The 22,788-nt window shown below is 31.6% G+C and carries 23 protein-coding genes; 12 read left to right on the top strand and 11 right to left on the bottom strand.

Annotated features, from left to right (window positions below; translation table 11 throughout):
• Positions 1-3: 3 nt before the first annotated feature.
• From DUZ96_RS11260 to DUZ96_RS11245, 4 genes are all read left to right on the top strand, one after another.
• The gene (locus DUZ96_RS11260) at positions 4-417 is read left to right on the top strand and encodes a DUF2007 domain-containing protein (protein WP_114302036.1); all 414 of its coding nucleotides are present in this window, start codon (positions 4-6) and stop codon (positions 415-417) included.
• Between the two features lie 68 nt (positions 418-485).
• Positions 486-2,312, top strand: coding sequence for a TonB-dependent siderophore receptor (locus DUZ96_RS11255; protein WP_114302035.1), 1,827 nt, complete (start codon positions 486-488; stop codon positions 2,310-2,312).
• 53 nt (positions 2,313-2,365) lie between these two features.
• A complete protein-coding gene (locus tag DUZ96_RS11250) occupies positions 2,366-2,839 on the top strand; it encodes a hypothetical protein (protein WP_114302034.1) in 474 nt (157 codons plus the stop codon).
• A 72-nt stretch (positions 2,840-2,911) separates the two neighbouring features.
• On the top strand, positions 2,912-3,772 hold the full coding sequence (locus tag DUZ96_RS11245) for a cupin-like domain-containing protein (RefSeq protein ID WP_114302033.1): 861 nt from the start codon (positions 2,912-2,914) through the stop codon (positions 3,770-3,772).
• Between the two features lie 45 nt (positions 3,773-3,817).
• On the opposite strand, the gene DUZ96_RS11240 is transcribed toward DUZ96_RS11245, so the two are convergent.
• The 5 genes from DUZ96_RS11240 to gdhA all read right to left on the bottom strand — a co-directional run bounded on the left by DUZ96_RS11240 (position 3,818) and on the right by gdhA (position 11,380).
• Positions 3,818-4,243 carry a regulatory protein RecX gene (locus DUZ96_RS11240; protein WP_114302348.1) on the bottom strand — a complete coding sequence of 142 codons (426 nt, stop codon included), beginning with the start codon at positions 4,241-4,243 and terminating at the stop codon, positions 3,818-3,820.
• Positions 4,244-4,347: 104 nt separating this feature from the next.
• Positions 4,348-6,777, bottom strand: a complete 2,430-nt coding sequence (locus DUZ96_RS11235; RefSeq protein ID WP_409010772.1) for a TonB-dependent receptor plug domain-containing protein — start codon at positions 6,775-6,777, stop codon at positions 4,348-4,350.
• 27 nt (positions 6,778-6,804) lie between these two features.
• Positions 6,805-7,524, bottom strand: a complete 720-nt coding sequence (recO, locus tag DUZ96_RS11230; protein WP_114302347.1) for a DNA repair protein RecO — start codon at positions 7,522-7,524, stop codon at positions 6,805-6,807.
• A gap of 1 nt (position 7,525) precedes the next feature.
• Positions 7,526-9,913 carry an ABC transporter substrate-binding protein gene (locus DUZ96_RS11225; RefSeq protein WP_114302346.1) on the bottom strand — a complete coding sequence of 796 codons (2,388 nt, stop codon included), beginning with the start codon at positions 9,911-9,913 and terminating at the stop codon, positions 7,526-7,528.
• 123 nt (positions 9,914-10,036) lie between these two features.
• Positions 10,037-11,380: an NADP-specific glutamate dehydrogenase gene (gene gdhA / locus DUZ96_RS11220; RefSeq protein ID WP_114302031.1), complete on the bottom strand. Its 1,344-nt coding sequence runs from the start codon at positions 11,378-11,380 to the stop codon at positions 10,037-10,039.
• A 220-nt stretch (positions 11,381-11,600) separates the two neighbouring features.
• Between gdhA and DUZ96_RS11215 the strand changes: the two genes are divergently transcribed.
• Together DUZ96_RS11215 and DUZ96_RS11210 are read left to right on the top strand one after the other, a co-directional pair.
• On the top strand, positions 11,601-12,407 hold the full coding sequence (locus DUZ96_RS11215) for a THC0290_0291 family protein (protein ID WP_114302030.1): 807 nt from the start codon (positions 11,601-11,603) through the stop codon (positions 12,405-12,407).
• 132 nt (positions 12,408-12,539) lie between these two features.
• Positions 12,540-13,259, top strand: a complete 720-nt coding sequence (locus DUZ96_RS11210) for a DUF3298 and DUF4163 domain-containing protein (RefSeq protein WP_114302029.1) — start codon at positions 12,540-12,542, stop codon at positions 13,257-13,259.
• Here DUZ96_RS11210 and DUZ96_RS11205 read toward each other — a convergent pair.
• Positions 13,252-14,505 (bottom strand): sodium:proton antiporter, encoded by a 1,254-nt coding sequence (locus tag DUZ96_RS11205; protein WP_114302028.1) that lies wholly within the window; start codon positions 14,503-14,505, stop codon positions 13,252-13,254. The two genes, DUZ96_RS11210 and DUZ96_RS11205, sit on opposite strands and share 8 nt — an antisense overlap.
• Positions 14,506-14,509: 4 nt before the next feature.
• Complete coding sequence (locus DUZ96_RS11200) at positions 14,510-14,965, bottom strand: DinB family protein (protein ID WP_114302027.1); 456 nt, start codon at positions 14,963-14,965, stop codon at positions 14,510-14,512.
• Between the two features lie 85 nt (positions 14,966-15,050).
• Here DUZ96_RS11200 and DUZ96_RS11195 point away from each other — a divergent pair, with 85 nt between their 5' ends.
• From DUZ96_RS11195 to DUZ96_RS11185, 3 genes are read left to right on the top strand one after another with little or no spacing between them, the layout of a single operon-like run.
• Positions 15,051-15,404: an arsenate reductase family protein gene (locus DUZ96_RS11195; RefSeq protein ID WP_114302026.1), complete on the top strand. Its 354-nt coding sequence runs from the start codon at positions 15,051-15,053 to the stop codon at positions 15,402-15,404.
• The gene (locus DUZ96_RS11190) at positions 15,397-16,290 is read left to right on the top strand and encodes a DMT family transporter (protein ID WP_114302025.1); all 894 of its coding nucleotides are present in this window, start codon (positions 15,397-15,399) and stop codon (positions 16,288-16,290) included. The genes DUZ96_RS11195 and DUZ96_RS11190 overlap by 8 nt, the downstream gene beginning before the upstream one ends.
• Before the next feature lie 4 nt (positions 16,291-16,294).
• On the top strand, positions 16,295-17,425 hold the full coding sequence (locus tag DUZ96_RS11185) for a hypothetical protein (protein ID WP_258774380.1): 1,131 nt from the start codon (positions 16,295-16,297) through the stop codon (positions 17,423-17,425).
• Between the two features lies 1 nt (position 17,426).
• Here the strand turns inward: DUZ96_RS11185 and DUZ96_RS11180 are convergent, their stop codons facing one another.
• The gene (locus tag DUZ96_RS11180) at positions 17,427-17,909 is read right to left on the bottom strand and encodes a thioesterase family protein (protein WP_114302023.1); all 483 of its coding nucleotides are present in this window, start codon (positions 17,907-17,909) and stop codon (positions 17,427-17,429) included.
• Between the two features lie 131 nt (positions 17,910-18,040).
• Between DUZ96_RS11180 and DUZ96_RS11175 the strand changes: the two genes are divergently transcribed.
• Genes DUZ96_RS11175 through nadD form a run of 3 tightly spaced genes read left to right on the top strand, consistent with a single transcriptional unit; the run spans position 18,041 to position 20,079 of the window.
• A complete protein-coding gene (locus DUZ96_RS11175) occupies positions 18,041-18,898 on the top strand; it encodes a YicC/YloC family endoribonuclease (protein ID WP_181855274.1) in 858 nt (285 codons plus the stop codon).
• A 15-nt stretch (positions 18,899-18,913) separates the two neighbouring features.
• Entirely contained in the window at positions 18,914-19,498 is a 585-nt protein-coding gene (gene gmk / locus DUZ96_RS11170) for a guanylate kinase (protein WP_114302022.1), read from the top strand.
• Between the two features lie 2 nt (positions 19,499-19,500).
• Complete coding sequence (gene nadD, locus DUZ96_RS11165; RefSeq protein WP_114302021.1) at positions 19,501-20,079, top strand: nicotinate (nicotinamide) nucleotide adenylyltransferase; 579 nt, start codon at positions 19,501-19,503, stop codon at positions 20,077-20,079.
• A 533-nt stretch (positions 20,080-20,612) separates the two neighbouring features.
• Here the strand turns inward: nadD and DUZ96_RS11155 are convergent.
• The 3 genes from DUZ96_RS11155 to DUZ96_RS11145 form a co-directional block, all read right to left on the bottom strand.
• Positions 20,613-21,287, bottom strand: coding sequence for a hypothetical protein (locus tag DUZ96_RS11155; protein ID WP_114302019.1), 675 nt, complete (start codon positions 21,285-21,287; stop codon positions 20,613-20,615).
• 95 nt (positions 21,288-21,382) lie between these two features.
• Complete coding sequence (locus tag DUZ96_RS11150) at positions 21,383-21,742, bottom strand: YraN family protein (RefSeq protein ID WP_114302018.1); 360 nt, start codon at positions 21,740-21,742, stop codon at positions 21,383-21,385.
• Between the two features lie 18 nt (positions 21,743-21,760).
• Positions 21,761-22,783 (bottom strand): LD-carboxypeptidase, encoded by a 1,023-nt coding sequence (locus tag DUZ96_RS11145; RefSeq protein ID WP_409010770.1) that lies wholly within the window; start codon positions 22,781-22,783, stop codon positions 21,761-21,763.
• Positions 22,784-22,788: the final 5 nt, after the last annotated feature.

Here is a 22,788-nt window from a genome sequence, read left to right as displayed (position 1 = left end):
AGAATGAAAGACACCTTTGTTACCATAGCACGTTACACCTACTCTTCTGAAGCCCAAATCATCAAAGGAAGATTAGAAGCAGAAGATATTCAAGTCTTTTTACGCGACAACATTACAATAGATACAGACCCACTAGTAAGCCATGCTATTGGTGGTGTAAAACTGAAAGTGCTTGCAAAAGATGAAAACAAGGCGAGAGATATTTTAGAATCTATTACAAAATTTTCTGTAGATGATGATGGCAACTTAATACGCTGTCCTAATTGTAAAAAAGAAAAAATAGAACTTTATTCAACGATTAATAATCTTAAATCGTTTTTTCATTTTCTAATTGGTTTTATTTCAGGCACATTGCCATTCAGTACTAGGTATGAATATAAATGTATCGATTGTAGCACACATTTTCCCGTAAATTAAATTCTTAATTCAATACTTTTTCTAGATTAAAATAATTTTACCTTTGAGGCAACAAACTAACTAATAAAATGATCCTTAATAAGAATTTATTTTTGATGGTTGCCTTACTATCAGTAATTAACAGTATTGATGCGCAAACAATACCGCAACAAAATTTAGACTCAATAACTTTAACCTCAACGCGTATTGATATTCCATTTAAAGAAAACTCTAGAACAGTTAATATCATAACTGCGGCAGATATTAAAAATAGTGCAGCTGCAAATGTTGCGGACCTTTTACAACAAGTTGCTGGTGTAGATATAAGAAGACGTGGTACGGGAGGAAGTCAGGCCGATTTATTTATTAGAGGTGGTGGTTTTGACCAAACTTTAATTTTAATTGATGGTATTAAAATGGATGATGCACAGACAGGGCATCATACAATGAATGCAGCTTTACCAATAGAAGTAATTGAGCGTATTGAAATTATAAAAGGACCAGCCGCTAGAGTGTTTGGCCAAAATGCGTTTACTGGAGCAATTAATATTGTTACAAAAAAGAAATTGAATAATACGGTTTCAACCAATGTTGAAGCTGGATCATTTGGTCAGCTTAATGGAAATGTAACCGTTGGCCTAGAACAAGACAATGCAACGCATATTGTGCACTTTGGCAGAGTAACTTCTGCAGGATACAGAAATAATTCAGACTATGACAATTCTAATTATTTCCTTAAAAGTACTTTCAATAAAAATAAGCAACCTATAGAAATGATTGCAACGTTTATGGAACGTAAGTTTGGTGCTGAGAACTTTTACACTACCAATTCAACTTTTAATGAATATGAGGAAACTCAAAATAGTTTAATTGCCTTTACGACAACATTTAGAAAGAATAATTTTAAAATCCACCCTAGAGTATATTGGAAACGTAATCAAGATGTGTTTTTGTTGAGACGATTTGAACCTGAATTCTATAGAAATTTTCATATTTCTGATAAAATTGGGGCAGAAGCTAATGCATCATACAATTCAAAATTAGGTATAACAGGATTTGGTGTAGACGTATCTAAAATTTACCTACGTAGTAACAATCTAGGTAATAGAAACAGGTTTATGGCAACAGTTTTCTTGGAGCATAAATTCAATCTAGCAGATAACAAATTAGATATTACACCTGGTGTAGCTATGACCTATTTCTCTGATTTTGATTTTAATGCCTTTCCAGGTATTGATATTGGATATTCAATTTCTGATGACTTAAGGTTATATGGAAATGTTGGTTACACCTATAGAATACCAACTTATACAGACTTATACTACAGTGATCCAGTAACATCTGGGAATACTGATTTAGTACCCGAAGAAGCTTTTGCTCAAGAATTAGGGATAAAGTATTTCTCACCTAAGTTTTCTACTTCTGTAGCCGTATTTAATAGAGATGCCGATAACTTAATTGATTACATAAGACCAAACACAACTGACGGTGTTTTTACAGCAACGAATATAAGAGAGGTAAATACTAAGGGAGTTGAGTTTGATGCTTCTTATAATTTTAAGATTAAAGAATTTAATCAGACACTTACTTTTGGTTATTCATTTTTAGAGAATGATATTTTAGACCAAAACCCAGAACTATCTCGCTACTCGCTTAATACACTTAAGCACCAATATATTACAAGATTAAGTACACAGTTATTTAAAAATATAAGACAAAACATTGTTTATAAGTATGCCGAAAGAACTACCGGGCAAACCTATAATGTTTGGGATGCATCTTTAGTAATGCGTTTAAAACAAATGGAGTTAACCGTTACGGCAAGTAATATTTTTAATGCTGATTATATTGAAACAGGTTTTGTACCAATGCCTCCTAGCAATGTTCTATTTGGTTTTAGGTATAGCTTTAGATAACCTTACATAAAAATCCTCAATATTCAATTGGGTTATTTAGTTATATTCAACTCATGGAAAAAATTGTAATTAACCGAAAGCTCGCAATCTGGAAACTTATCCTAGGGAGTCTTGCTCTGGTTCTAGGAGTAATTTCATTATTTTCTAGTTTTAAAGGATTCTTGTTAATTGGAATGGGTGTATTTCTCCTACTAACTGAAGGGTCAGAATTTGATTTCAAAAATGGATTTTACAGAAAAACTAAATCGATATTAGGTGTTTCTTTAGGTTCATGGAAACCAATTCCCAAAATTGAATATGTGTCCGTGTTTAAAACGAACGAAAACACCACCCTACGATCTAGAACTGCAGAAGCCAATGTGTCTAAAGAAATCATAAAACTGAATTTATTCTATGACACAAATAAAAAAATTGAAGCCTATTCTACCTATAAAAAATGTGATGCTTTTGAAAAAGCCAAACAAATAGCAAGCTTCTTAAATACTGATATTCTCGATGCAACAGAAAGAGAGTCCAAGTGGCTTTAAGCAACAAAATTTAAAAATGTAATATTATAGTTTTAGAAACGTTTTATTAACTTTGATTTAAAACGGAATACTTTGGCATTGAACCTACAACAAATTCCACGAGTTAAAAACATAACCAAGACCGACTTTCTAAGGTACTACTTTAAACCACAAAAACCTTTGGTTATTGAGCGTTTTATTGAAGACTGGCCAGCATATTCTAAATGGAGTTTAGATTATATGAAGGAAGTTGCAGGTGATAAAACAGTGCCACTATACGATGACAGACCAGTCGATTACACGGACGGTTTTAACGAAGCTCATGCAACAATGAAGCTGAGTGATTATGTAGATTTGCTCAAGCGTGAACCAACTAAGTTTCGGATTTTTCTCTGGAATATATTAAAGGAGGTTCCACAACTTCAAAAAGACTTTAAATATCCAAATTTTGGGTTACGTCTTATGAAGGGTTTACCCATGCTCTTCTTCGGAGGTACGGACTCATACACCTTTATGCATTATGATATAGATTTAGCCAATATTTTTCATTTTCATTTTGAAGGGAGAAAGCAGTGTATTTTATTTGATCAAAAACAAAATAAATTTCTTTATAAAATCCCTCACTCGTTAATTACTCGAGAAGATATAGACTGGACAAATCCTGATTTTGACAAGTGGCCTGCTTTAAAACATGTTGAGGGCTATATTTGTGATCTTAAACATGGTGAGGTTCTTTACATGCCAGAAGGTTATTGGCATTATATGCGATATATAACTCCAGGTTTTTCCATGAGTTTAAGAGCAATCGCCAGAAATCCAAAAAATCTTGGAAAAGCACTTTTTAACGTTTTTTTAATGCGAAACTATGATAACGTAATGCGTCGGATTAAAGGTCAAAAATGGATTGATTGGAAAAACAAAAAAGCAATTGAAAATACAAATCGTTTTATTTAGTAATTAACTGTAAAATTTAGAAACCCTTTCCCGTAAAAAAGCTTTTTACACGTATTCATTTAGTTTTTCATAAATAAGATGTGATTCCCAACCGCGATATAAAAGGTAATCCACTACTTTTTTTCGTTTCTTATACTTATTGCTTTCCTTTACTTGGTTAACTCTCTTAATTACAATTTCATCTAAAGTTTTTAGATATTCTGTTTCACCTATTTGATTAATTGCTTTAGTAATGCTATAGTTTGAAATATTTCTAAATTTCAATTCCCGCTTTAGTCTATTTTTACCCCATTTTTTAATCCTGAATTTCCCTCTAACAAAGGTCATTGCAAACCGTTCTTCATTTAAATAATTCTGCTCTATTAAATGAACTATAATTGTATCAATTACTTGCGGTATCATGTTCATTGACATTAGTTTAGCTCTAACCTCTTTATGGCAACGCTCTTGATATGCGCAAAAATTCTCCATTTTTTTTTGCGCTTCGTCTACTGTGTATACTTTATTTAAATTCAAAACGTACAAATAAGTTTTTTCATAATTCAATTAAATTACTAAGTAGCGGTAGTAATTTTTCATAATGTATATTTCAAGGCCAGAATAAGGTTTCTACCAGGTGCAGAAATTCCTGAAGAATATGGTCGGTAACGTTGATCAGTTACATTTTCAAGACTTGCTGTTAGACTTAAATTGTTATTCCATTTATATTGCACTCTAAGATTAATTGTATGCCAAGATGGCGAATAAGGATTACCATTTTCATCAATTGCATATAAGTATGCCTTAGAGTATTCTGATGGTGCTAATTGATTATTAGTTAAAGAACCATTGTAAACAAGGAATCCATCAAGCAGTAAATTCTTCCTATTCCAAATTAAGTGGGTTCTGCCAAAATTAGGAGCAACATGCCTAACAGGTACTTCGATACCTTCATTATCTTCAGTGCCTCCTATTACATTATATTGTGACCTTAGTTTTAAACTTTCTGAAAAATTAATCTCTAAACCAGCCTCAAAACCGTAAATCCAAGCCTTAGATGCATTTTGTATAGATTGAACATTGCTCAATTCACCATCATAAATGATTTCAGTTTCCCCATTGATATCAGAATCTCTTCTTATTAACGCGTTGTCTAGAAATGTGTAGTAGGTTCCTAGATCTAAAATTAAAGCATCATCAAAATTCAGTTTTAACCCTAATTCACCACCGTATGCATATTCTGCTTTTAAGTCACTATTTGGCACCACTACAGAACCAGGTTCAGAATCGAAAACCTTACCTATATCATCAATATTTGGTGCTCTAAAAGCAGTTGAGGCATTTAATTTCCACTGAATCACGTTATTTGGAGACCAAGTAATTCCAGCCGTCCCAGTAAGTGCTCCAGTATTTATTTCTGTATTATCAAATGGTAAATTTAAAAAATCGTTATTCTCAGTAAAATCTGCTTTTGCGATAACCTGATTAAATCTCAAACCTGTTTGGAACACAAATTTTTTATTAGGCTTATATTTTAAACTCGCATAGCTTGCAATGGATTGCCAAGTTGAACCGTCTGGATAACGTGTGACATTTCTAACACTCGTATCAGTTTCAATATTCTCTTCTTTACCAGTTGACCCAACCTTATTAAATAGGTATTCAAGTCCATAAAAGAAAGAGGTCTTTGGGCTAAGTGATTTTTCTAAATCAAGGTTAAATGAAAATGCATTAACGTTCTCTTTTCTTATTTCTCTGAAAGGAGATTGAAAATCTCTAACTTTTCGGCTCTCCTTGAAATTTTGATAAGCCAATGTCGATTGTATTTTGTCATACAAGTTAGATCTGCTGCTTGTTTTAGTAACTTGAAAATTGGTCATAAACCATTGCTGAGGACCATAATCCCACTGCGCTGATTTTAACCCATCTTCATCTGGCCTCAATAATCGATCATACCTTGGATAGTCTGAAGTTGTTGTAAAATAAAGGCCAAAATCAAAATTTAAATTATCAGACGGTTCATAACGAACTTTCTGCATTAAATTTATCTGATTGTATCCTGTAGGTATTTGTACTTGAGAATCTGGATTGTTCATTAAAACATCTTCACCATTTTCTCTAACAACATATTGATTTCGTAAGTACTCATTTGGTCCATGACTTCCCATTCTTAGGTCATCAAAGTTCGTGTAACTAACATTTGTTAAAAATGCCCATCTTTTATACCCTAAATTAAAATCAAAATGACCGGTTTTTTCCTCATTTGCACTTGCATACCTTATAAGAGCACTACCATTAAGGTATAATTCGTCCTTATATGATAATTGTGGTTTTTTAGTATAAAAACTCATCACGCCACCAATTGCATCACTACCATAAACAACAGATCCGGCTCCCAAGGTAACTTCAGTATTCTTAATAGACAATGGATCTATTGATATTACATTTTGTAAGTTTCCTCCTCTAAAAATAGCATTATTCATCCTAACACCATCAACAGTAATTAGTAATCTATTAGTTGAAAACCCTCTAATCATAGGACTCCCACCACCCATTTGGCTTTTCTGTACAAAAATATTACCGGTGTTTTCTAATAAGTCCGCACTTGTTTGTGGATTTACTAATGATACTTCTTCAGTACCAATACTTACAATAGTTTGTGGAATGTCTCTTTTTTCTTGCTCAAATTTTGTAGCCGAAATAACAATTTGACTTAAATCTTCAACCCTTGGTATTAAATAGACAAAATTGTTGTTGTTTAATATTTCTGCTTTTATAATTTGTAATTTCTCGTACAGAAAATTTTGAAAAAAAATTAATTCATTATTTTCAAATATATCAATGGACACTTTACCGTTTAAATCTGTAACAAGTGATTTGGTTTTCTTAAGGTTATAAAGAGCTATTCCGGGTATAGGCTCATTAGAGGATTTTTCTAAAACCGTAATTGTTTGAGCACATATTGGTTTAAGAAATAAAACCAGTATAAGAGTGTAAATAAAATTGTATTTCAATTTTAGAGGCATCTGCATTAAATCTTTTCAAAAATTAGCTTAATGAAATACGTCGTTAAGCACCTGTAATGACTTAGGTTTTTTAAAACCTTCCAAATGTAATTCAAAATAATGCAATAACATATTTAAAAACTCACGTCTTTGCTTTGCATTTATTTTCACCAAATAAAGTGCATCAAAATTTATGCCCAACATATGTTTGAGGAGCAATAAATTTTCGCCAAAAATTGAGTGTTTTCCTTTATTATCGGATTCAAAAACACCAGATTCTAAGTTGAAAAACGGATGTTTTTGGTGAGTTTTTTCAGGATAAAAACCTAAATATTTTGTTAGATTAAGTAAAAACAACAAATGAAAATTTGAAAAATTATCTTCTGCATCCAAATACTGAAATGCAATTGAGATATAATTATATAGATCTTTGTTTGGCTCTTCCTCTCTTAAAACCGTTGATAAAATCTCCGCAAGAAATAATACAACTGAGCTTTTGTAGATGTTGGTGTGTAAGGATTTATAAACATGGCTAAATTTAACTTCCTTAATAAATTGAAAGGATTGATTAGGTCTATAATTTTCCTCAATTTGAAGTAATGATAATGGTTGAAAATAAATTGTTTTAGATTGACTTTTTTTAGACTTAAGAATTCCTTTAAGCATGTAACTTGTTATGCCATGCTCCTCAGTATAACACTTAACAATGAGATCATAATCACGATATTTTAATTTTGAAAGTACTATACAATTATTTGATTTAAGCATTTTACCTAACAATAAGAACCTTAAGAACTTTAGTCTCGAAGGAGTCTAAATCTGAAATCATAATTAAATAAACACCTGTTCTAACAATAGAATTCGCAAGATTTTTACCATTCCATATAGCAGTTCCTCCATCAATTGCAAAATTATAATTCGCCTGTGATGATCTTAAATTTACATTTGATTGAGCCTCGGCAACTAAATTACCTTCTACGTCGGTAATTTTAATATTTACACGCTCGGTAAGGCCCGTAATTTTGATGCCTTTATTAATATCATTAAGGTCACTAGACCCAAGTATGTCGTATTCTGGTCTTATCGGATTTGGATAAACATACGCCTCCTCCAAATCTTCCTTGGTGGAAGAACCTCCAGAAGTAAAAGCTACTAAACCTCTATTAGTAGCAAAATATACAATCCCATTATTTGGATCAATTGATATATCATTAATTGTATTGGAAGGCAAAGGAGAATTATTAATAGTAAAATGATAAATTGTATTCTGACCGTCTGGTGAAAAATAGAAAACACCTGAATCTGCTGTACCAATCCATTTATTATTGGAACCATCAACTTTTATATCTGTTATACCTTGATTAGCTAATAGTTCTTTAGGTATACCCTCCTCAAGAATAATTATGGAACGTAATGTAGGATTGGGATCATCATAAAACCCAAATGTGTTAAATAATACTCTTAATCCTTTGGTTGTTCCTAACCATAACTGATTTCTATTATCCAAAGCTAATGCGGTAAACCTTGTAAATGGTAACACATTTTGAGATTCAGAATTTAAATTTCTCAATGGATTGTTACCAATGCTTTCGTTATATGCTAACAATCCATTATTATATGACCCTATCCACTTGGTTCCATTGTTATCAATTTCCATGTCAAAAAATCCTACTTCATCAGATAATGGATTATCAATTAAATCAGAAAAGCTGTAGCCTTGCCAATTTCCTGAAATTGGGTCAAAAGATTTTAAAGCACGATCTACTCTACTAGTTAATGACCAAAGTAAACCATTTGTATCAAATTCAGTCGCAGATACCCTTATATCACTTGCATTTGGATTATTAGGCACTACAATTGTTTCTAAACCACTATTAGTTTCATCTAGTAATTCAGTTGAAGAAAAATCATTTAGTTCTAATATACCGTCTACATAAGAACTGATGAAAACTTGGCTTGGATTAAAAATATTCGGTGTGATTTCATTTAATTCTCTCGTCCCAAGGACACTGTCAAAGGGGATATTATACCATTCATCTTCATATAAATAACTAATTCCTTTAGATGTTAAAGGAAAGGGATTCAATGCTTCTGTGTATTCTCCATATGTGGCCCAAACAGATTCAGAGGTTGCGTCCAGTCTGAAAATGTTATTCTCAATTGGTCCATTGGGCAATAATTGCAAATAGTCAATTCCATCTGAAATTTCACTACTTATAACTCCGAGATCTTTAGTGCCAATATAGATTCTATTATCTAAATATGTCGCCGATGAAAAAACTGATATGTATTCCGTAGATGCTTGAAAAATATTTACTAGTTGTATGTTTACGTCATATAGGAGCACTTCGTCATTCGTAGTAAATACAATACTATTTCCAGAAACCTTGCTGTCTTTTGGTAATGTATCAAATTGAAATAATTGGTTAAATCCATTGATATCAATCTCAAATAAGGACCTATTCATGCGAGTTGCATAAACTTTTTCGTTTAATGTATTAACATTTCTGAAGTTTCCCCCTAAAACTGTTTCCCATTGCTGAAAATCAATTAGGTTTGGATTGCCTAAGTCTGCTCGCTTTAATCCAGTCCCGTCTAAACATGCCACATAAACAAAATTATCCAATACTGTAACTTGATTAACTCTTATCTGTGAACCTCCATTGCCAATAAAATAAGTGTCACCAAATTCTAATCTTTCTAAATCATAAACTGACACACCAAAATTGGTCGAAATATAAATAAAGCCGTTATGCTCATAGAAGTGATTTATTTGCTTTTTGTCAGGAGTAATATTTTCTTTATCTAAAATATCCACTATGGACAAAACTGACTGATCCAATGTTGAATATAATTCAATCAAACCTGTTTCATAGCCAATCAATAAATAATTAAAATCTTTACTGAAGTAAATTGTGGTTATTTCTCTTCCTGATAATCCTTCAACTGTTGTAATAGTTGAGAGCTCGTTTGTTAAGGGTTCATAGCTGAAAACAGCATTTTCAGCAGCAGCATAAATATTATTATTACCAGATACAACATCAACAATGTTGTTATATGAATAGTGAGATTGCCATAAATTCGAAAAATCTTGTGCAACGCCATCGTTACAAAAGAAAACAAATACAGCAAATAAATTTATCGCAAATCTATTCATCAATTCTTTCATTTGTTCAAATATATTTATTACAAACGGAATATTTAAGTATATAATATCAATAGAAACGAAAAAAGCCCCTAAAATTTGTTAGAGACTTTTAATCAAATTATTTTTCTTTTACTATATCACACCCTGCGCTAACATGGCATCTGCAACTTTAACAAAACCAGCAATATTTGCACCCTTAATATAGTCAACAGAACCATCTTCGCTTTTTCCGTACTTAACACAAGAGTCATGGATATCCTTCATAATATCTTTTAATCTTTCATCTACTTCTTTTCTTGTCCAACTCAAACGAAGTGAGTTTTGGCTCATCTCCAACCCAGACGTAGCAACGCCACCAGCATTAGATGCTTTACCTGGAGCGAATAATATTTTTGCATTTTGAAATTCATGTATTGCTTCAGGAGTAGAAGGCATGTTTGCACCTTCAGAAACACATATACAGCCATTATCAACCAATTGATTAGCTTCTTCTCCGTTTAATTCGTTTTGTGTAGCACATGGTAAAGCAATATCACATTTGACAGACCAAGGTCTTTTACCTGCAAAATACTCTGCATTTGGATATTTATCCACATATTCACTAATTCTTCCTCGTTTTTCATTTTTAAGATGCATTACATACTTAAGTTTATCTATGTCAATCCCATCTTCATCATGAATATAACCACCAGAGTCAGAAAAAGTTAAAACTTTAGCACCAAGTTCAATGGCTTTTTCTGCAGCATACTGAGCCACATTTCCCGAGCCAGAAATCACTACATTTTTTCCTTTAAACGAATCGTTCTGTGTACTAAGCATACTTTCTGCAAAATAAACTGTCCCGTATCCTGTTGCTTCAGGTCTGATAAGAGATCCTCCCCAAGATTGTCCTTTACCAGTTAATACACCAGTGAATGTATTGTTCAATTTTTTGTACATACCAAACATAAAACCAATTTCTCTAGCACCAACACCAATATCACCTGCTGGTACGTCAGTATTATGACCGATATGTCTATATAACTCAGTCATGAATGCATGACAAAAACGCATTATCTCATTGTCCGATTTTCCCTTTGGATCAAAATCCGAACCACCTTTACCACCGCCCATTGGTAGTGTTGTTAAACTATTTTTAAATACCTGCTCAAAAGCCAAAAATTTTAAAATACTAGCATTTACGGTAGGATGAAATCTTAATCCACCTTTGTAAGGCCCAATAGCAGAATTCATCTGGATTCTATAACCTCTATTTACTTGAATTTCACCAGAATCATCGACCCAACTCACTCTAAAAGATATCAACCTTTCTGGTTCAACCATTCTTAAGAGAATGTTTTTTCCGTGATAAATATCGTGCTTCACGATGTATGGAATTACAGTTTCTGCTACCTCCTGCACAGCTTGTAAAAACTCTGGTTCATGGCCATTGCGTTCCTTAACAAGGTCCATGAAAGCATCTATTTTATTTTTCATGTAAAATATTGTTAATAAATTGTGAATTACAAGCTACAAATATACATTATCTTTAAAAAATAGGATATTTTTTTTTGATATTCTCAATTATAATTGAAATACTTACTATGTCAATGAATTCTGCAAAAACAGAATAATATTGCATTTTATCCGTTTTATTTTGTGGATTATCGAGTTTTTATATATTTGTTCAGCATGCGCCTCAACTTTTAAAACCATTATGGCTAAAGACTTAAGAAAACTTATAATATTGATTGTAATGATGCTATCAATTCAATCGATTTATGCTCAACTAGGTATTTCTCATGAAATAGGCGCTTTTATCGGTCCAGTCGCTTTCCAATCTGATTTTGGAGTTAGAAGAGATTTTGAAACTAATTCTGGTAACACTGGTATTGCTGTTGGCATAGTTCATTACATTAATTTTGCATTTAGGTCTGATTGTAATTGTTATACTACTGATACTTATTTTAATGACCACTTTAAACTAAGAACTGAGATTTCATGGAACAAAACCAAATTAGAACATTTTGGTAAGTGGGTTGGTAGTGATAGAACTACTATCGAAGCAGACCAATTAAGAGCTCATTCTGGTGAAGCACAAAACTGGGATATTGGTACCCAGTTAGAATTTTTTCCACTTAGTATTAGAGAATATGTCGCAGGTGGTTTCAACTTTGCGCCTTTTGGTGCTATTGGAGCGCATTTTGTATCCTTTAATCCTAGCGTAGAAACGACTTACGGGTTAGACGGCGGAATAAATAATTTAGATAACTTTTATTCCGGCTGGAATGCAGTTGCAGAAGGAGATTCATTTATCAGTGATAAAAGTGGTTCAACATGGTCTGTAGTAACAAGTATTGGTACAAGGTACAGATTAAGTTTATCTTCTGATTTGTTATTGGAATTAAGATGGCAATATTATTTTGATGATTTTATTGATGGCCTAGACCATAAATTAGATTCTAATAAAGCAAATGATTGGAATTTGTGGTTCAACTTTGGCTACATATATTATATAGACTAAAAAAGATTTATAAAAAAGTCCAAGTAAAAAATTACTTGGACTTTTTTATTTTTAATAACACTAGAATTATCCAATTGCTTGTTTTAAATCAATACAATACCTTTATTAAGTGTTTAACAAATTCGTGTAATCTTGAAATCAATTACAGCTTTCATTTTTTTGTTCACATTAGCTATCGGCTGTGAATCTGAAATTAAACCAGCTACGTTTAAAATCATCAGCGCTGAAAATGATTATGATGCAGATATTTCTCTAAACTATGAGAAGGCTAACGGCAGTAGTGAATTGGCTAAGATTATTAATTCAAATATTGAAAGCTCAATTATTAAATCGTTGAATCCTGAAACGAAATTTGAAAATTTAAACTCTATTTTAAATGAATTTAATGAAGAGTATTTAGAATATAAGTCTCAATTTCCTGATGAATCTGACCCTAAATGGGAACTTTACGTCGAGACAGAAAAGACTTATCAATCTGATGAAATTATATCTATTGCAATTAGCACCTATGAGTTTAAGGGTGGAGCGCATGGAAATGATAAAATCAAATTTTTAAACCTAAATGCTAAAACGGGTGGCATAATCGACAATGCCAATTTGATTAATGATACAATCACATTGAAAAAAATAGCGAAAACATACTTTATTGAAGATTTAAAATCTCAAGAAGAAAATTTAAATATAGAAGATTACTTCTATGGTAAATCCTTTCAACTTCCTGAAAACATAGGATATAGTGAAGAAGGTTTAATTATGCTATATAACACTTATGAAATAGCGAGTTATGCTCAAGGTTACACCGAGTTTGTAATTCCGTTTGAAGATGTTAATTCAATAATTAACTTTAACTAGCTTCATTATTTCTTGTCAATCTCTTAATTATTGGTTCTACTGTAAGTCCTTGACCAACAATTGAAACAACAACAACTATATATGTTATGACTAGGAATAATTCCCTGTGCATTTCAGTGGTTAAACTTAGTGCTAATGCAATTGATATACCGCCCCTTAATCCTCCCCAAGTCATAATTAGATTTGTTTTGGGTACAAAATCTAAACGCTTAGCAAAAAATTTAACGGGTAACCAAAGTGACAAATAGCGACACAACAAAATAATTGGTATTGCCAATAAACCTGCATAGATATAATTGCCTTCTAACGTTAGTACAAGCATTTCCATACCAATCATTACAAATAAAATTGTATTTAAAAGCACATCTATCAATTCCCAGAATTTATCTACATAGGCTTCTGTGGTTTCTGACATTGCACTACTTCTTATTGTATCATTTCCAACAATTAATCCTGCAGTTACCATAGCTAATGGTGCCGATAAGTGAAACTTATGAGCTAACATAGTTCCTCCCATCACGGCCGAAATAGTTAGAATTACCTCAACTTCATAATTATCAATAGACTTCATTAATTTATAGGTAATCCATCCTAAAAACAAACCAAGCCCAATACCACCAATAACTTCTTGCCCAAAAAGTGTAGCTATATCAGAAAATTCAATTTTTGCATTTGGTTTAGCGGCAATGGCAAAAATTGTAAGAAAGACTACTACACCAACCCCATCATTAAATAAGGACTCTCCCACAATCTTGGTTTCAAGTTTCTTTGGTGCTCCTGCTTTTTTCAATATACCCAGAACCGCAATTGGATCGGTAGGAGATATTAATGCACCAAATAATAGGCAATAGATAAATGACACATCTATACCAATCCAACCTAAAACATAAAACATAATTGTACCTACTAATACAGTTGAAACCATTACACCTAGCGTGGCAAAAGCTAAAATTGGTCCTCGTTGTACCTTCAATTGATCAAAATTTGTGTGAAGCGCACCTGCAAAAAGCAAGAAACTTAACATAATGTCAAGCAGTACAGTCTCAAAATCAATACTATTAATAAATGCTTTTTCTCTTAATAATAAAGTATCGTCAAATTGACCTATTATTACTAGAACAACTGTAAACACAATTGTTATAAGCATTAATCCAATTGTAATTGGTAATTTTATAAACCTCACATTTATATAACCGAAAATAGCAGATATAACAATTAAGATTGTTGCTATTGAGTAATATTCCATAGTATTAGATTGATTTTCTAAGTGCTAAAATATAACCTAAATGAATACCTTCATGAAAATTATTAAACTCAATTGCTTCCTCAACATTACTAATTGTATTTTTTGTTGTTACCGTGTATTGATTATAGGTTTGAAATAATTTAGAGTCATAATCATCTTTAGTTTTTTCAATGGTTGAAAACAAAAGGTTACTTATCGCATCTACTTCGGCCTGATTCAAATCACGCAAAGGCCTAGTCCCTTTTCTATAGGAATCAATCATTTCTTTAGAAACAATTGTGGGTAAACCAGATAAATTATACACCAATAATTGCTGTGTAACTATTACATGAGCGATATTCCAAATGATATTATTATTAAAACCATCTGGCACCTTGTTTAATTCTGATAATGGCAAATTTTCAATAAAACTGTTTAAAAATATTCTAGTTTTTATGGTAATGTCAAAAGCCCAATCCATAGAATTATATTTTTCTTAAATGTAATTATTTTTTAAATATGAAATACGGTTACTTTGCATTGCTAAAAACTTTGAATTATTCATAATGAAAAAAATATACTACCTCAGTTCCTGTAATACTTGTCTGAGAATTATTGATGAATTAAAAATTAATGACGAATTTATTCTTCAAGATATTAAATCAGAAAGTATTACTAATACACAATTAGAAGAAATGAGATGTTTAACTGATAGTTATGAGAGTCTTTTTAGTAAGCGTGCAAGATTATATAAAGAGTTAGGGCTAAAAGAAAAAAATCTTACTGAAGATAATTTCAAAAAATTCATTTTAGAACATTATACATTTCTTAAACGTCCTGTTACGATAATTAATGACCAAATCTTCATCGGTAATTCAAAAAAAGTAGTAGAAGCTACTAAAAAAGCAGTACATGAGTAGCAGAGGCTTTGCAATTTTTGCACTGTTTATGGTGCAATTATTATACGGCCTTAATTACACAATTGCCAAATTGGTAATGAATGGTAATTTTATAAAACCTTTTGGTTTTGTTTTACTAAGAGTTGCAGGTGCTACATTCTTGTTTTGGTTAGTAAGCCTTGTTGTTCCTCAAGAAAAAATAGAAAGAAAAGATTTCTTCAAACTTTTTATTGCTGCTTTATTCGGTGTAGTAATAAATATGCTTTTCTTTTTTAAAGGTTTAGAATTCACATCTCCTATACATGCTTCTGCAATAATGACAATTACACCAATAATCATACTTGTTTTATCGGCTTATGTATTAGGTGAAAAAATAACATCTCTTAAAATTGCAGGAGTAGTAATAGGGTTAATCGGCGCTTTAATATTAACTATTTACGGAAAATCTGCTAGAGCAGGTGATAATGTCCCTTTAGGTAACGTATTAATATTTTTAAATGCTATTTCCTATAGTGTCTATGTTATTTTAATTAAAAAATTAACGGTTAAATACCATCCATTCTCCTTTATTAAATGGTTGTTTTTGTTTGGATTGATTATACTTATTCCTTTTGGATATAATGAATTAACAGAAGTGCAATGGGAAACTTTTACTCCAAATATTACATATTCTGTTCTTTTTGTAATAATTGGAGCAACTTTTGGAACTTATCTCCTAAATCCTTTGGCACTGAATAAATTAAAAGCATCTACAGTTGGTATATTTATTTATCTTCAACCTGCTATTGCCGGTCTTTTTGCACTATACATTGGTGCAGACTTTATTGATTTACTGAAAATATCGGCTATGGTATTAATATTTACAGGGGTTTACTTAGTTACGAAAAAACCCAAAAAAGCAACTTAAATTGGTGCTAGAGTCAAAAATATTTAAGTCTATAAACGAAATACCCTATTCCTATTGGGACAGTTTGGACTGTTGTACCAATATTTATTATTCACCTGAGTTTTTAAGTGCTTTTGAATTATCTAATTCTGATATTGAATTTAACTACATCTTTATTCTAAAGGATAATGAAGCTGTTGCTTTTGCCAATACACAAATAGTAACTATAGGCATTGAAACCATTACAAAAAATATAAGAATGTCCTCGACTCTGAGGCGAATTATCAATAATCTATTTTGCAACAGTCATTTGTGTGTTCTTTTTTGCGGAAATGTTTTTCTCAGTGGCGAGTATGGTACATTCTTAAAAAAAGGAGAAGACAAGATTGAGACTTTTAAGGCCATTGCCAAAGGCGTAAAAAAGTTTTATAAAAGTTCTAAGCGTCTTCATACAATATTTATTAAAGATTTTGAAAATGAATCACTTTTTATAACGGATCATTTAAAATCATTCGATTATGCCTCTATGCAAGTCGAATCTAATATGATAATACACTTAAAACCAGAATGGGATTCTTTTGAAACATATAAAAATGCTCTAAAATCTAAGTATAGAGTTAAAGCTAACCGAGCTGATAAGAAAAGTGAAGCGTTAGAAGTAAAAATATTTACCGTAGAGGATATAAACAAATACAAATTCCAGCTCCAAGCGCTATATCAAAATACTATTGACAATGCAGATTTTAATGCTCAGATTTTAAATCTTGATACTTATATTCACCTGAAATCAACCTTTAACAACAAATTTATTGTAAGAGGATATTTTCTTAAAAGTAAGTTGGTTGGTTTTCTTTCTGCAATGCAAAACCAAACCCATTTAGATGCTCATTTTATTGGAATCGACTATTCAAAAAACAAAGAATTTGCCATTTATCCTCGTATATTAAATGATTATGTAAGACTAGGGATTTCAACAAAATCAGATCAGATTAACCTTGGAAGAACAGCTTCAGAAATAAAAAGCACATTAGGAGCGATTCCAAAAAGCTTAACTTGTTATTGTAGGCACAAATGGTACTTACCAAATCAAATTTTAAAACCCTTTATAAAAAACGTTCAGATAAAGTCGTTTAAACAACACCAACCGTTTAAATAATTCAGTTCAAATCAATATTTCTTGGCTTTATACCGTATTTACGAGTATCTTCCTTAGTTAATATTTTGAAACTTTGTGTCTTTGGAAACTTTTGTGCTAGTGAAAGTAATTCTTCTGGCAATTGAGTTAGTTTTCGAACCTTTAAATCTATCCATGCACCTTGCATTTCACAATAGGCTAAATTTTCACCCTTTTCATTATAAAAATTATGCTCAAATTTAAACAACATACCGTCTTCGCTTAAACCTGAAACCTCAATGGTCACCGTAATAGGAGCTCCAAGGAAGGATTCCTTAAAGTAATACATGTGTTCATAAAATACCACTGGACCAACATTAAATTTTCTGATTTCTGGCATTGAAAACCCTTGTTCATTAAAAAATGCCATTCGGGCATGACTCATAAAATTTGTATATGCAGAATTGGCCAAATGACCATTTGCATCAACATCGCTCCACCTAATTTCAAACTCTTTTTTATACATTAATAACTATAATTTTAAGATTGCAAAGTTATAAAAGTATACCAGTACAACTAGTTGATTTAATGTCAATTTAAAAAGTTTTGTAACCATTCTATTTTGTACCTTAGCGCAACTTTAATATTATCCTATTAATGATAGAATCCATGACTGGTTATGGGAAAACTGTCTTACAGCTTCCGACCAAAAAAATATCTATAGAATTAAAATCTTTAAATAGTAAAAACTTAGATGTGAATGCTCGTATGCCGTCTGCTTACAGAGCAAAGGAATTGGGTATCAGAAAACTTATTGCAAAGCATCTTGTTCGAGGGAAAGTAGATTTTTCACTTTATGTAGAAATAACTGGTGAGGATACGAGTTCTAAAATAAATAAAACTGTTGTACAAGAATATATTAAACAACTTAAAGAAGTTGTTGATGGTGACTCAACTGAATTGTTGAAAATGGCTATTAGATTACCAGATGCTGTTACTACGGAACGTGATGACATTGATGAAGAAGAGTGGTCATCTATTGAAAACGGTATTAACGAAGCCATAACCAAAATAGTAAATTATAGAAAGGATGAAGGGGCTATATTAAAAGCAGATTTTACCAACAGAATTTCAACGCTTCGAGATCTTCTTAATCAGGTTATACAAATGGATCCTGATCGTATTGATGGAGTAAGAGCAAGGTTAGAAAAAGGAATTGCTGACATAAAAGAAAAGGTAGACGAGAATCGTTTTGAGCAAGAGCTAGTTTACTATATTGAAAAATTTGATATAACTGAAGAAAAAGTAAGATTAGACAATCATTTAGACTATTTCATTAAAGCTTTAAATTCAAATGATTCAAATGGTAAAAAGCTTGGTTTTATAACTCAAGAGATAGGAAGAGAGATAAATACAATCGGTTCAAAATCAAATTATGCACCTATGCAAAAACTAGTGGTACAGATGAAAGATGAACTAGAAAAAATAAAGGAACAATTATTGAATGTACTTTAACCAAAAGACATAATTGTGGCAGACAAAGCACGACAAGGTAAATTAATCGTATTCTCAGCACCCTCAGGATCTGGCAAAACAACAATTGTTAGGTATTTGTTGAAACAACCAGAGCTAAATCTAGAATTTTCTATATCAGCAACTTCTAGAGAAAAAAGAGGTAACGAAGTACATGGTAAAGATTACTATTACCTATCCTTGAAAGAGTTTAAAAACAAAATTAAGAACGACGAGTTTCTAGAATGGGAAGAAGTATACAGAGATAATTTTTATGGAACCCTTAAGGAAGAAGTTGAACGAATTTGGGCCAAAGGAAAACATGTTATTTTTGATATTGATGTCTCTGGTGGCCTAAGAATTAAACGCAAGTTCCCAGAACAAACTTTGGCAGTATTTGTAAAACCTCCAGATTTAAATGAACTGGTAAGACGATTAAAAGATCGTGGTGAAGAAAGTGTAGAAAAAATAAGTATGCGTGTAGCTAAAGCTCCGGCAGAACTTGCTACTGCTCCGCTGTTTGACACAATCGTTATCAATTCTAATTTAGATGAAGCATTAGAAAACGCATATACAAAAGTTTCTGAATTTTTAGCAAAATAGTAATGAAGGTGGGATTATACTTTGGTACGTTTAACCCAATACACATTGGGCATTTAACCATAGCGAATTATTTAGTTGAACACAGTGATTTAGACCAAGTTTGGTTTGTAGTTACACCTCAAAGTCCATTTAAAAAGAAAAGTAGTTTGTTAGATGACCATCAACGATTAGAAATGGTTTATTTAGCAACTAAGGACTATGACAAACTTCGGCCGAGTGATATAGAATTTGGGCTTAAACAGCCTAATTACACTATCGACACCTTGACATATTTGTTTGAAAAATTTCCTAAGCATGAATTTTCCTTAATCATGGGTGAAGACAATTTAAAAAGTTTCCATAAATGGAAAAATTACGAACAGATTCTTGAAAATCATGAGATTTTAGTTTACCCAAGACTTTCCGATGATAAAACTGAAAACAAGTTTGAAGATCACCCTAAAATATTTAACATTTCTGCTCCAATAATGGAACTATCTTCAACGTTTATTAGGAAGAATATTAAAGCAGGGAAAAATGTCAGACCAATGTTGCCCGATAAAGTGTGGCATTATATAGATGAAATGAATTTTTATAAATAAAACTTTATTAAAATTCAATTTAGTTTCAATTTGTTTCGTGTATTTAATTATTTTTATCTAGTAAAATCTGAAAAACTATATGCTATTATCCATAACCATTTTATCTATACTTTCTGCCTTTATTCTCAATAAAACAAGAAGCATTTCTATAAGAAACAACTTAAACGCTAAAAGTGAGAAAAGGTTAGTTATTTCAAGTGTCTTAATTATTATATTTTTAATAACTAACCTAACTCTACCCTACCCTAAATCATTGTATTGGTTTATTGGTTTAAGTGTAATATTTACAGTTTCCGTTTTATCATTTGATATCTTAGGATCAGAATATAAAAGGTTTAAGACATTAGAATTAAAAGATAAGGTTGTAAATTTTCTGTTCTACAGTCTTTTATTTGCTGTGACAAATATCTATCTCTAAATATTTCAGCAGAGTAATCCACAATTCTCAATTATAGTATTGTAAAACTTTGAAATGAGATTAAAAAAAGGATAACCAAAGTTATCCTTTATTAGTATATATTATTTTTATACGTTTATCTTACACCACCAGTATTATTATCATTTGGTGTATCAACATTAACAACATCACATGAAGTCTGAGATGCTTCAATATACATGGCCCAGCTATTACCATCAAAGTCTTGAACAGTAAATTCATCAGATTGAGAATTTGAATCGACATTCGCACCACCAATCTGACCAGCCCATGCTGTTTCACCGCCATTTGGACCACTTACTTCAGCGTGAGCAGCAAAACAATACATGTCAGTATAATCAGGAAGTACTTCTAAATTTACAAAATAGACCACTTCTTTAATGCTCTCTGTATGTGGTTCAGTATGCTCAAATCGACCGATTTTAGGGTTACCAGAGCCTGTTTGTGGAACCCATTGTTCGTTACAATCACCTATGCTCATATGGGTTAAATCTATATCCCAAACGTCATTTGTACTATAAGTTAAAATTAAATGTGTTTCATTTCTATCAATTGTTACTGAACCAACTACATCATTTTGTCCAGCAACTAAATCTACCGCTATACAAGGTTCATCCAGTGATGCCCTTTTGGCAATGACATTCTTTTTCTTGGATTCTTTTATTATAAAATAGTTTTGGTCATTTTTGGAATTGGCCAATTCACTTTTTTCGCAAGAATAATAAAATAACGATACTAGACAGATAAGTAATAAAGATGCTTTAGGTTTCATGTTAATTTAAGATTTAGGGTTAATTTTCATTAATATTAACATATAAATCGTCTATTTGCAATTTTTTTCGATTAATTACCTTATATTTTAACAAATCAGAAATAATAGAACGCATCTTTAAGGTGTTCTATTTGAAATTTATTATCTTTTTTTATAATTGAAATTATATCAAATCGCACTTCTAGGTCTACATCATTCTCAGTTATATATTCATTAACTGCTTTTACCAAATTTTTAATCTGTTTTGGCTTAACAAAATCTTGTGGATTTCCAAAATCAATATTGGTTCTAGTTTTAACTTCAATAATTGATAGAATTTCTTCTTTTCTTGCAATAATGTCTACTTCCGCTCTATCAAACCGATAATTTCGATCTAAGATGTTATAGCCATTTTTAATTAAAAAATCTACCGCTAATTGTTCACCCTTCTTACCAAGTTCAATGTGTTGTGCCACAAGTTATTTCAATGTAAATTAATTAAAGGTAATTCTTGTGCCACTTTTATCAACCTTTAAATTAATAGTTCTACCTAATATCAGGGCTCTGTTATCTTTTTCGTGGCCAGCAGGCATATTGAAGGCGATTGGGAAACTGTATTCTGATAAGGCATCAAGGATTAATTTTTCAATAGACGTTCCCCAAAGTGTGGTGTTTTTTCTCAGTTTTGACATATCACCAACTATAATGCCCTTACAGTTATCAAAATATCCAGCTCTTTTGAGGCTTTGTAACATTCTATCAATATGGTATTTATACTCACCTATTTCCTCAATAAACAGGATTTTATTTGATGTGTCAATACTTGTATCAGATCCCAGCATAGTGTGCAACATTGTTAGATTGCCACCAATTAACTGTCCTGTAGCTTCACCTTCTCTATTATACTCCGTCCCTTCAAGGGTGTAATGAGTTAGATTTCCAAAAATTGCCGATTTAAAAGTTTCAACAGAATCCAGTATTTCGCTTAAATCCTTTGTTAAGCTTACACACATTAATGCGTGTATAGACTCCACACCCTCGTTGTGTAATTGATTATGTAAGGCTGTAATGTCACTATAACCGATAATCCATTTTGGTTCTTTTCTAAATTTTGAATAATCCAACTTATCTAATATTCTTACAGTACCATAACCTCCTCGTGCGCACCAAATGGCACTAATGCTCGAGTCATCTAAAGCATTTTGAAAATCCTCACAACGTTCTTGGTCCGTTCCAGCAAAATGATTTGCCTTATTAAATACATTATCACCTAATTTGGCATTAAGTCCCCATTTATTTAATAGTGCTATAGCTTGTTGTATTTCCCCTTCACGACTTTTTAAAATTCCAGAAGGAGCAACAATTGCAACCGTATCACCAACTTTAAGATATGGAGGTTGTATTAATTGTGATGTCATTCTAGTAAAATTTTCGGTATTATCTTGTGCATATACGTGATTTGAATGAAAAATAATTACACCCATTATTAAGCAAGCAAAAAGGTGTCTCAAACTCATAAATC

Source organism: Winogradskyella sp. KYW1333, from assembly GCF_003335675.1.
Classification (GTDB): Bacteria; Bacteroidota; Bacteroidia; order Flavobacteriales; family Flavobacteriaceae; genus Winogradskyella.
Note: the sequence above shows the minus strand (reverse complement) of the source record. Positions and strands in the feature narration are given on the sequence as shown.

Excerpts from the sequence above, each read along its gene's own strand:
- DUZ96_RS11260 (WP_114302036.1), top strand. The coding sequence starts at position 4 with ATGAAAGACACCTTTGTTACCATAGCACGTTACACCTACTCTTCTGAA.
- DUZ96_RS11255 (WP_114302035.1), top strand. The coding sequence starts at position 486 with ATGATCCTTAATAAGAATTTATTTTTGATGGTTGCCTTACTATCAGTA.
- DUZ96_RS11250 (WP_114302034.1), top strand. The coding sequence starts at position 2,366 with ATGGAAAAAATTGTAATTAACCGAAAGCTCGCAATCTGGAAACTTATC.
- DUZ96_RS11240 (WP_114302348.1), bottom strand. The coding sequence starts at position 4,243 with ATGGAGAATTTTTGCGCATATCAAGAGCGTTGCCATAAAGAGGTTAGA.
- DUZ96_RS11235 (WP_409010772.1), bottom strand. The coding sequence starts at position 6,777 with ATGCCTCTAAAATTGAAATACAATTTTATTTACACTCTTATACTGGTT.
- recO (WP_114302347.1), bottom strand. The coding sequence starts at position 7,524 with ATGCTTAAATCAAATAATTGTATAGTACTTTCAAAATTAAAATATCGT.
- DUZ96_RS11225 (WP_114302346.1), bottom strand. The coding sequence starts at position 9,913 with ATGAATAGATTTGCGATAAATTTATTTGCTGTATTTGTTTTCTTTTGT.
- gdhA (WP_114302031.1), bottom strand. The coding sequence starts at position 11,380 with ATGAAAAATAAAATAGATGCTTTCATGGACCTTGTTAAGGAACGCAAT.
- DUZ96_RS11215 (WP_114302030.1), top strand. The coding sequence starts at position 11,601 with ATGGCTAAAGACTTAAGAAAACTTATAATATTGATTGTAATGATGCTA.
- DUZ96_RS11205 (WP_114302028.1), bottom strand. The coding sequence starts at position 14,505 with ATGGAATATTACTCAATAGCAACAATCTTAATTGTTATATCTGCTATT.
- DUZ96_RS11200 (WP_114302027.1), bottom strand. The coding sequence starts at position 14,965 with ATGGATTGGGCTTTTGACATTACCATAAAAACTAGAATATTTTTAAAC.
- DUZ96_RS11195 (WP_114302026.1), top strand. The coding sequence starts at position 15,051 with ATGAAAAAAATATACTACCTCAGTTCCTGTAATACTTGTCTGAGAATT.
- DUZ96_RS11190 (WP_114302025.1), top strand. The coding sequence starts at position 15,397 with ATGAGTAGCAGAGGCTTTGCAATTTTTGCACTGTTTATGGTGCAATTA.
- DUZ96_RS11180 (WP_114302023.1), bottom strand. The coding sequence starts at position 17,909 with ATGTATAAAAAAGAGTTTGAAATTAGGTGGAGCGATGTTGATGCAAAT.
- DUZ96_RS11175 (WP_181855274.1), top strand. The coding sequence starts at position 18,041 with ATGATAGAATCCATGACTGGTTATGGGAAAACTGTCTTACAGCTTCCG.
- nadD (WP_114302021.1), top strand. The coding sequence starts at position 19,501 with ATGAAGGTGGGATTATACTTTGGTACGTTTAACCCAATACACATTGGG.
- DUZ96_RS11155 (WP_114302019.1), bottom strand. The coding sequence starts at position 21,287 with ATGAAACCTAAAGCATCTTTATTACTTATCTGTCTAGTATCGTTATTT.
- DUZ96_RS11145 (WP_409010770.1), bottom strand. The coding sequence starts at position 22,783 with ATGAGTTTGAGACACCTTTTTGCTTGCTTAATAATGGGTGTAATTATT.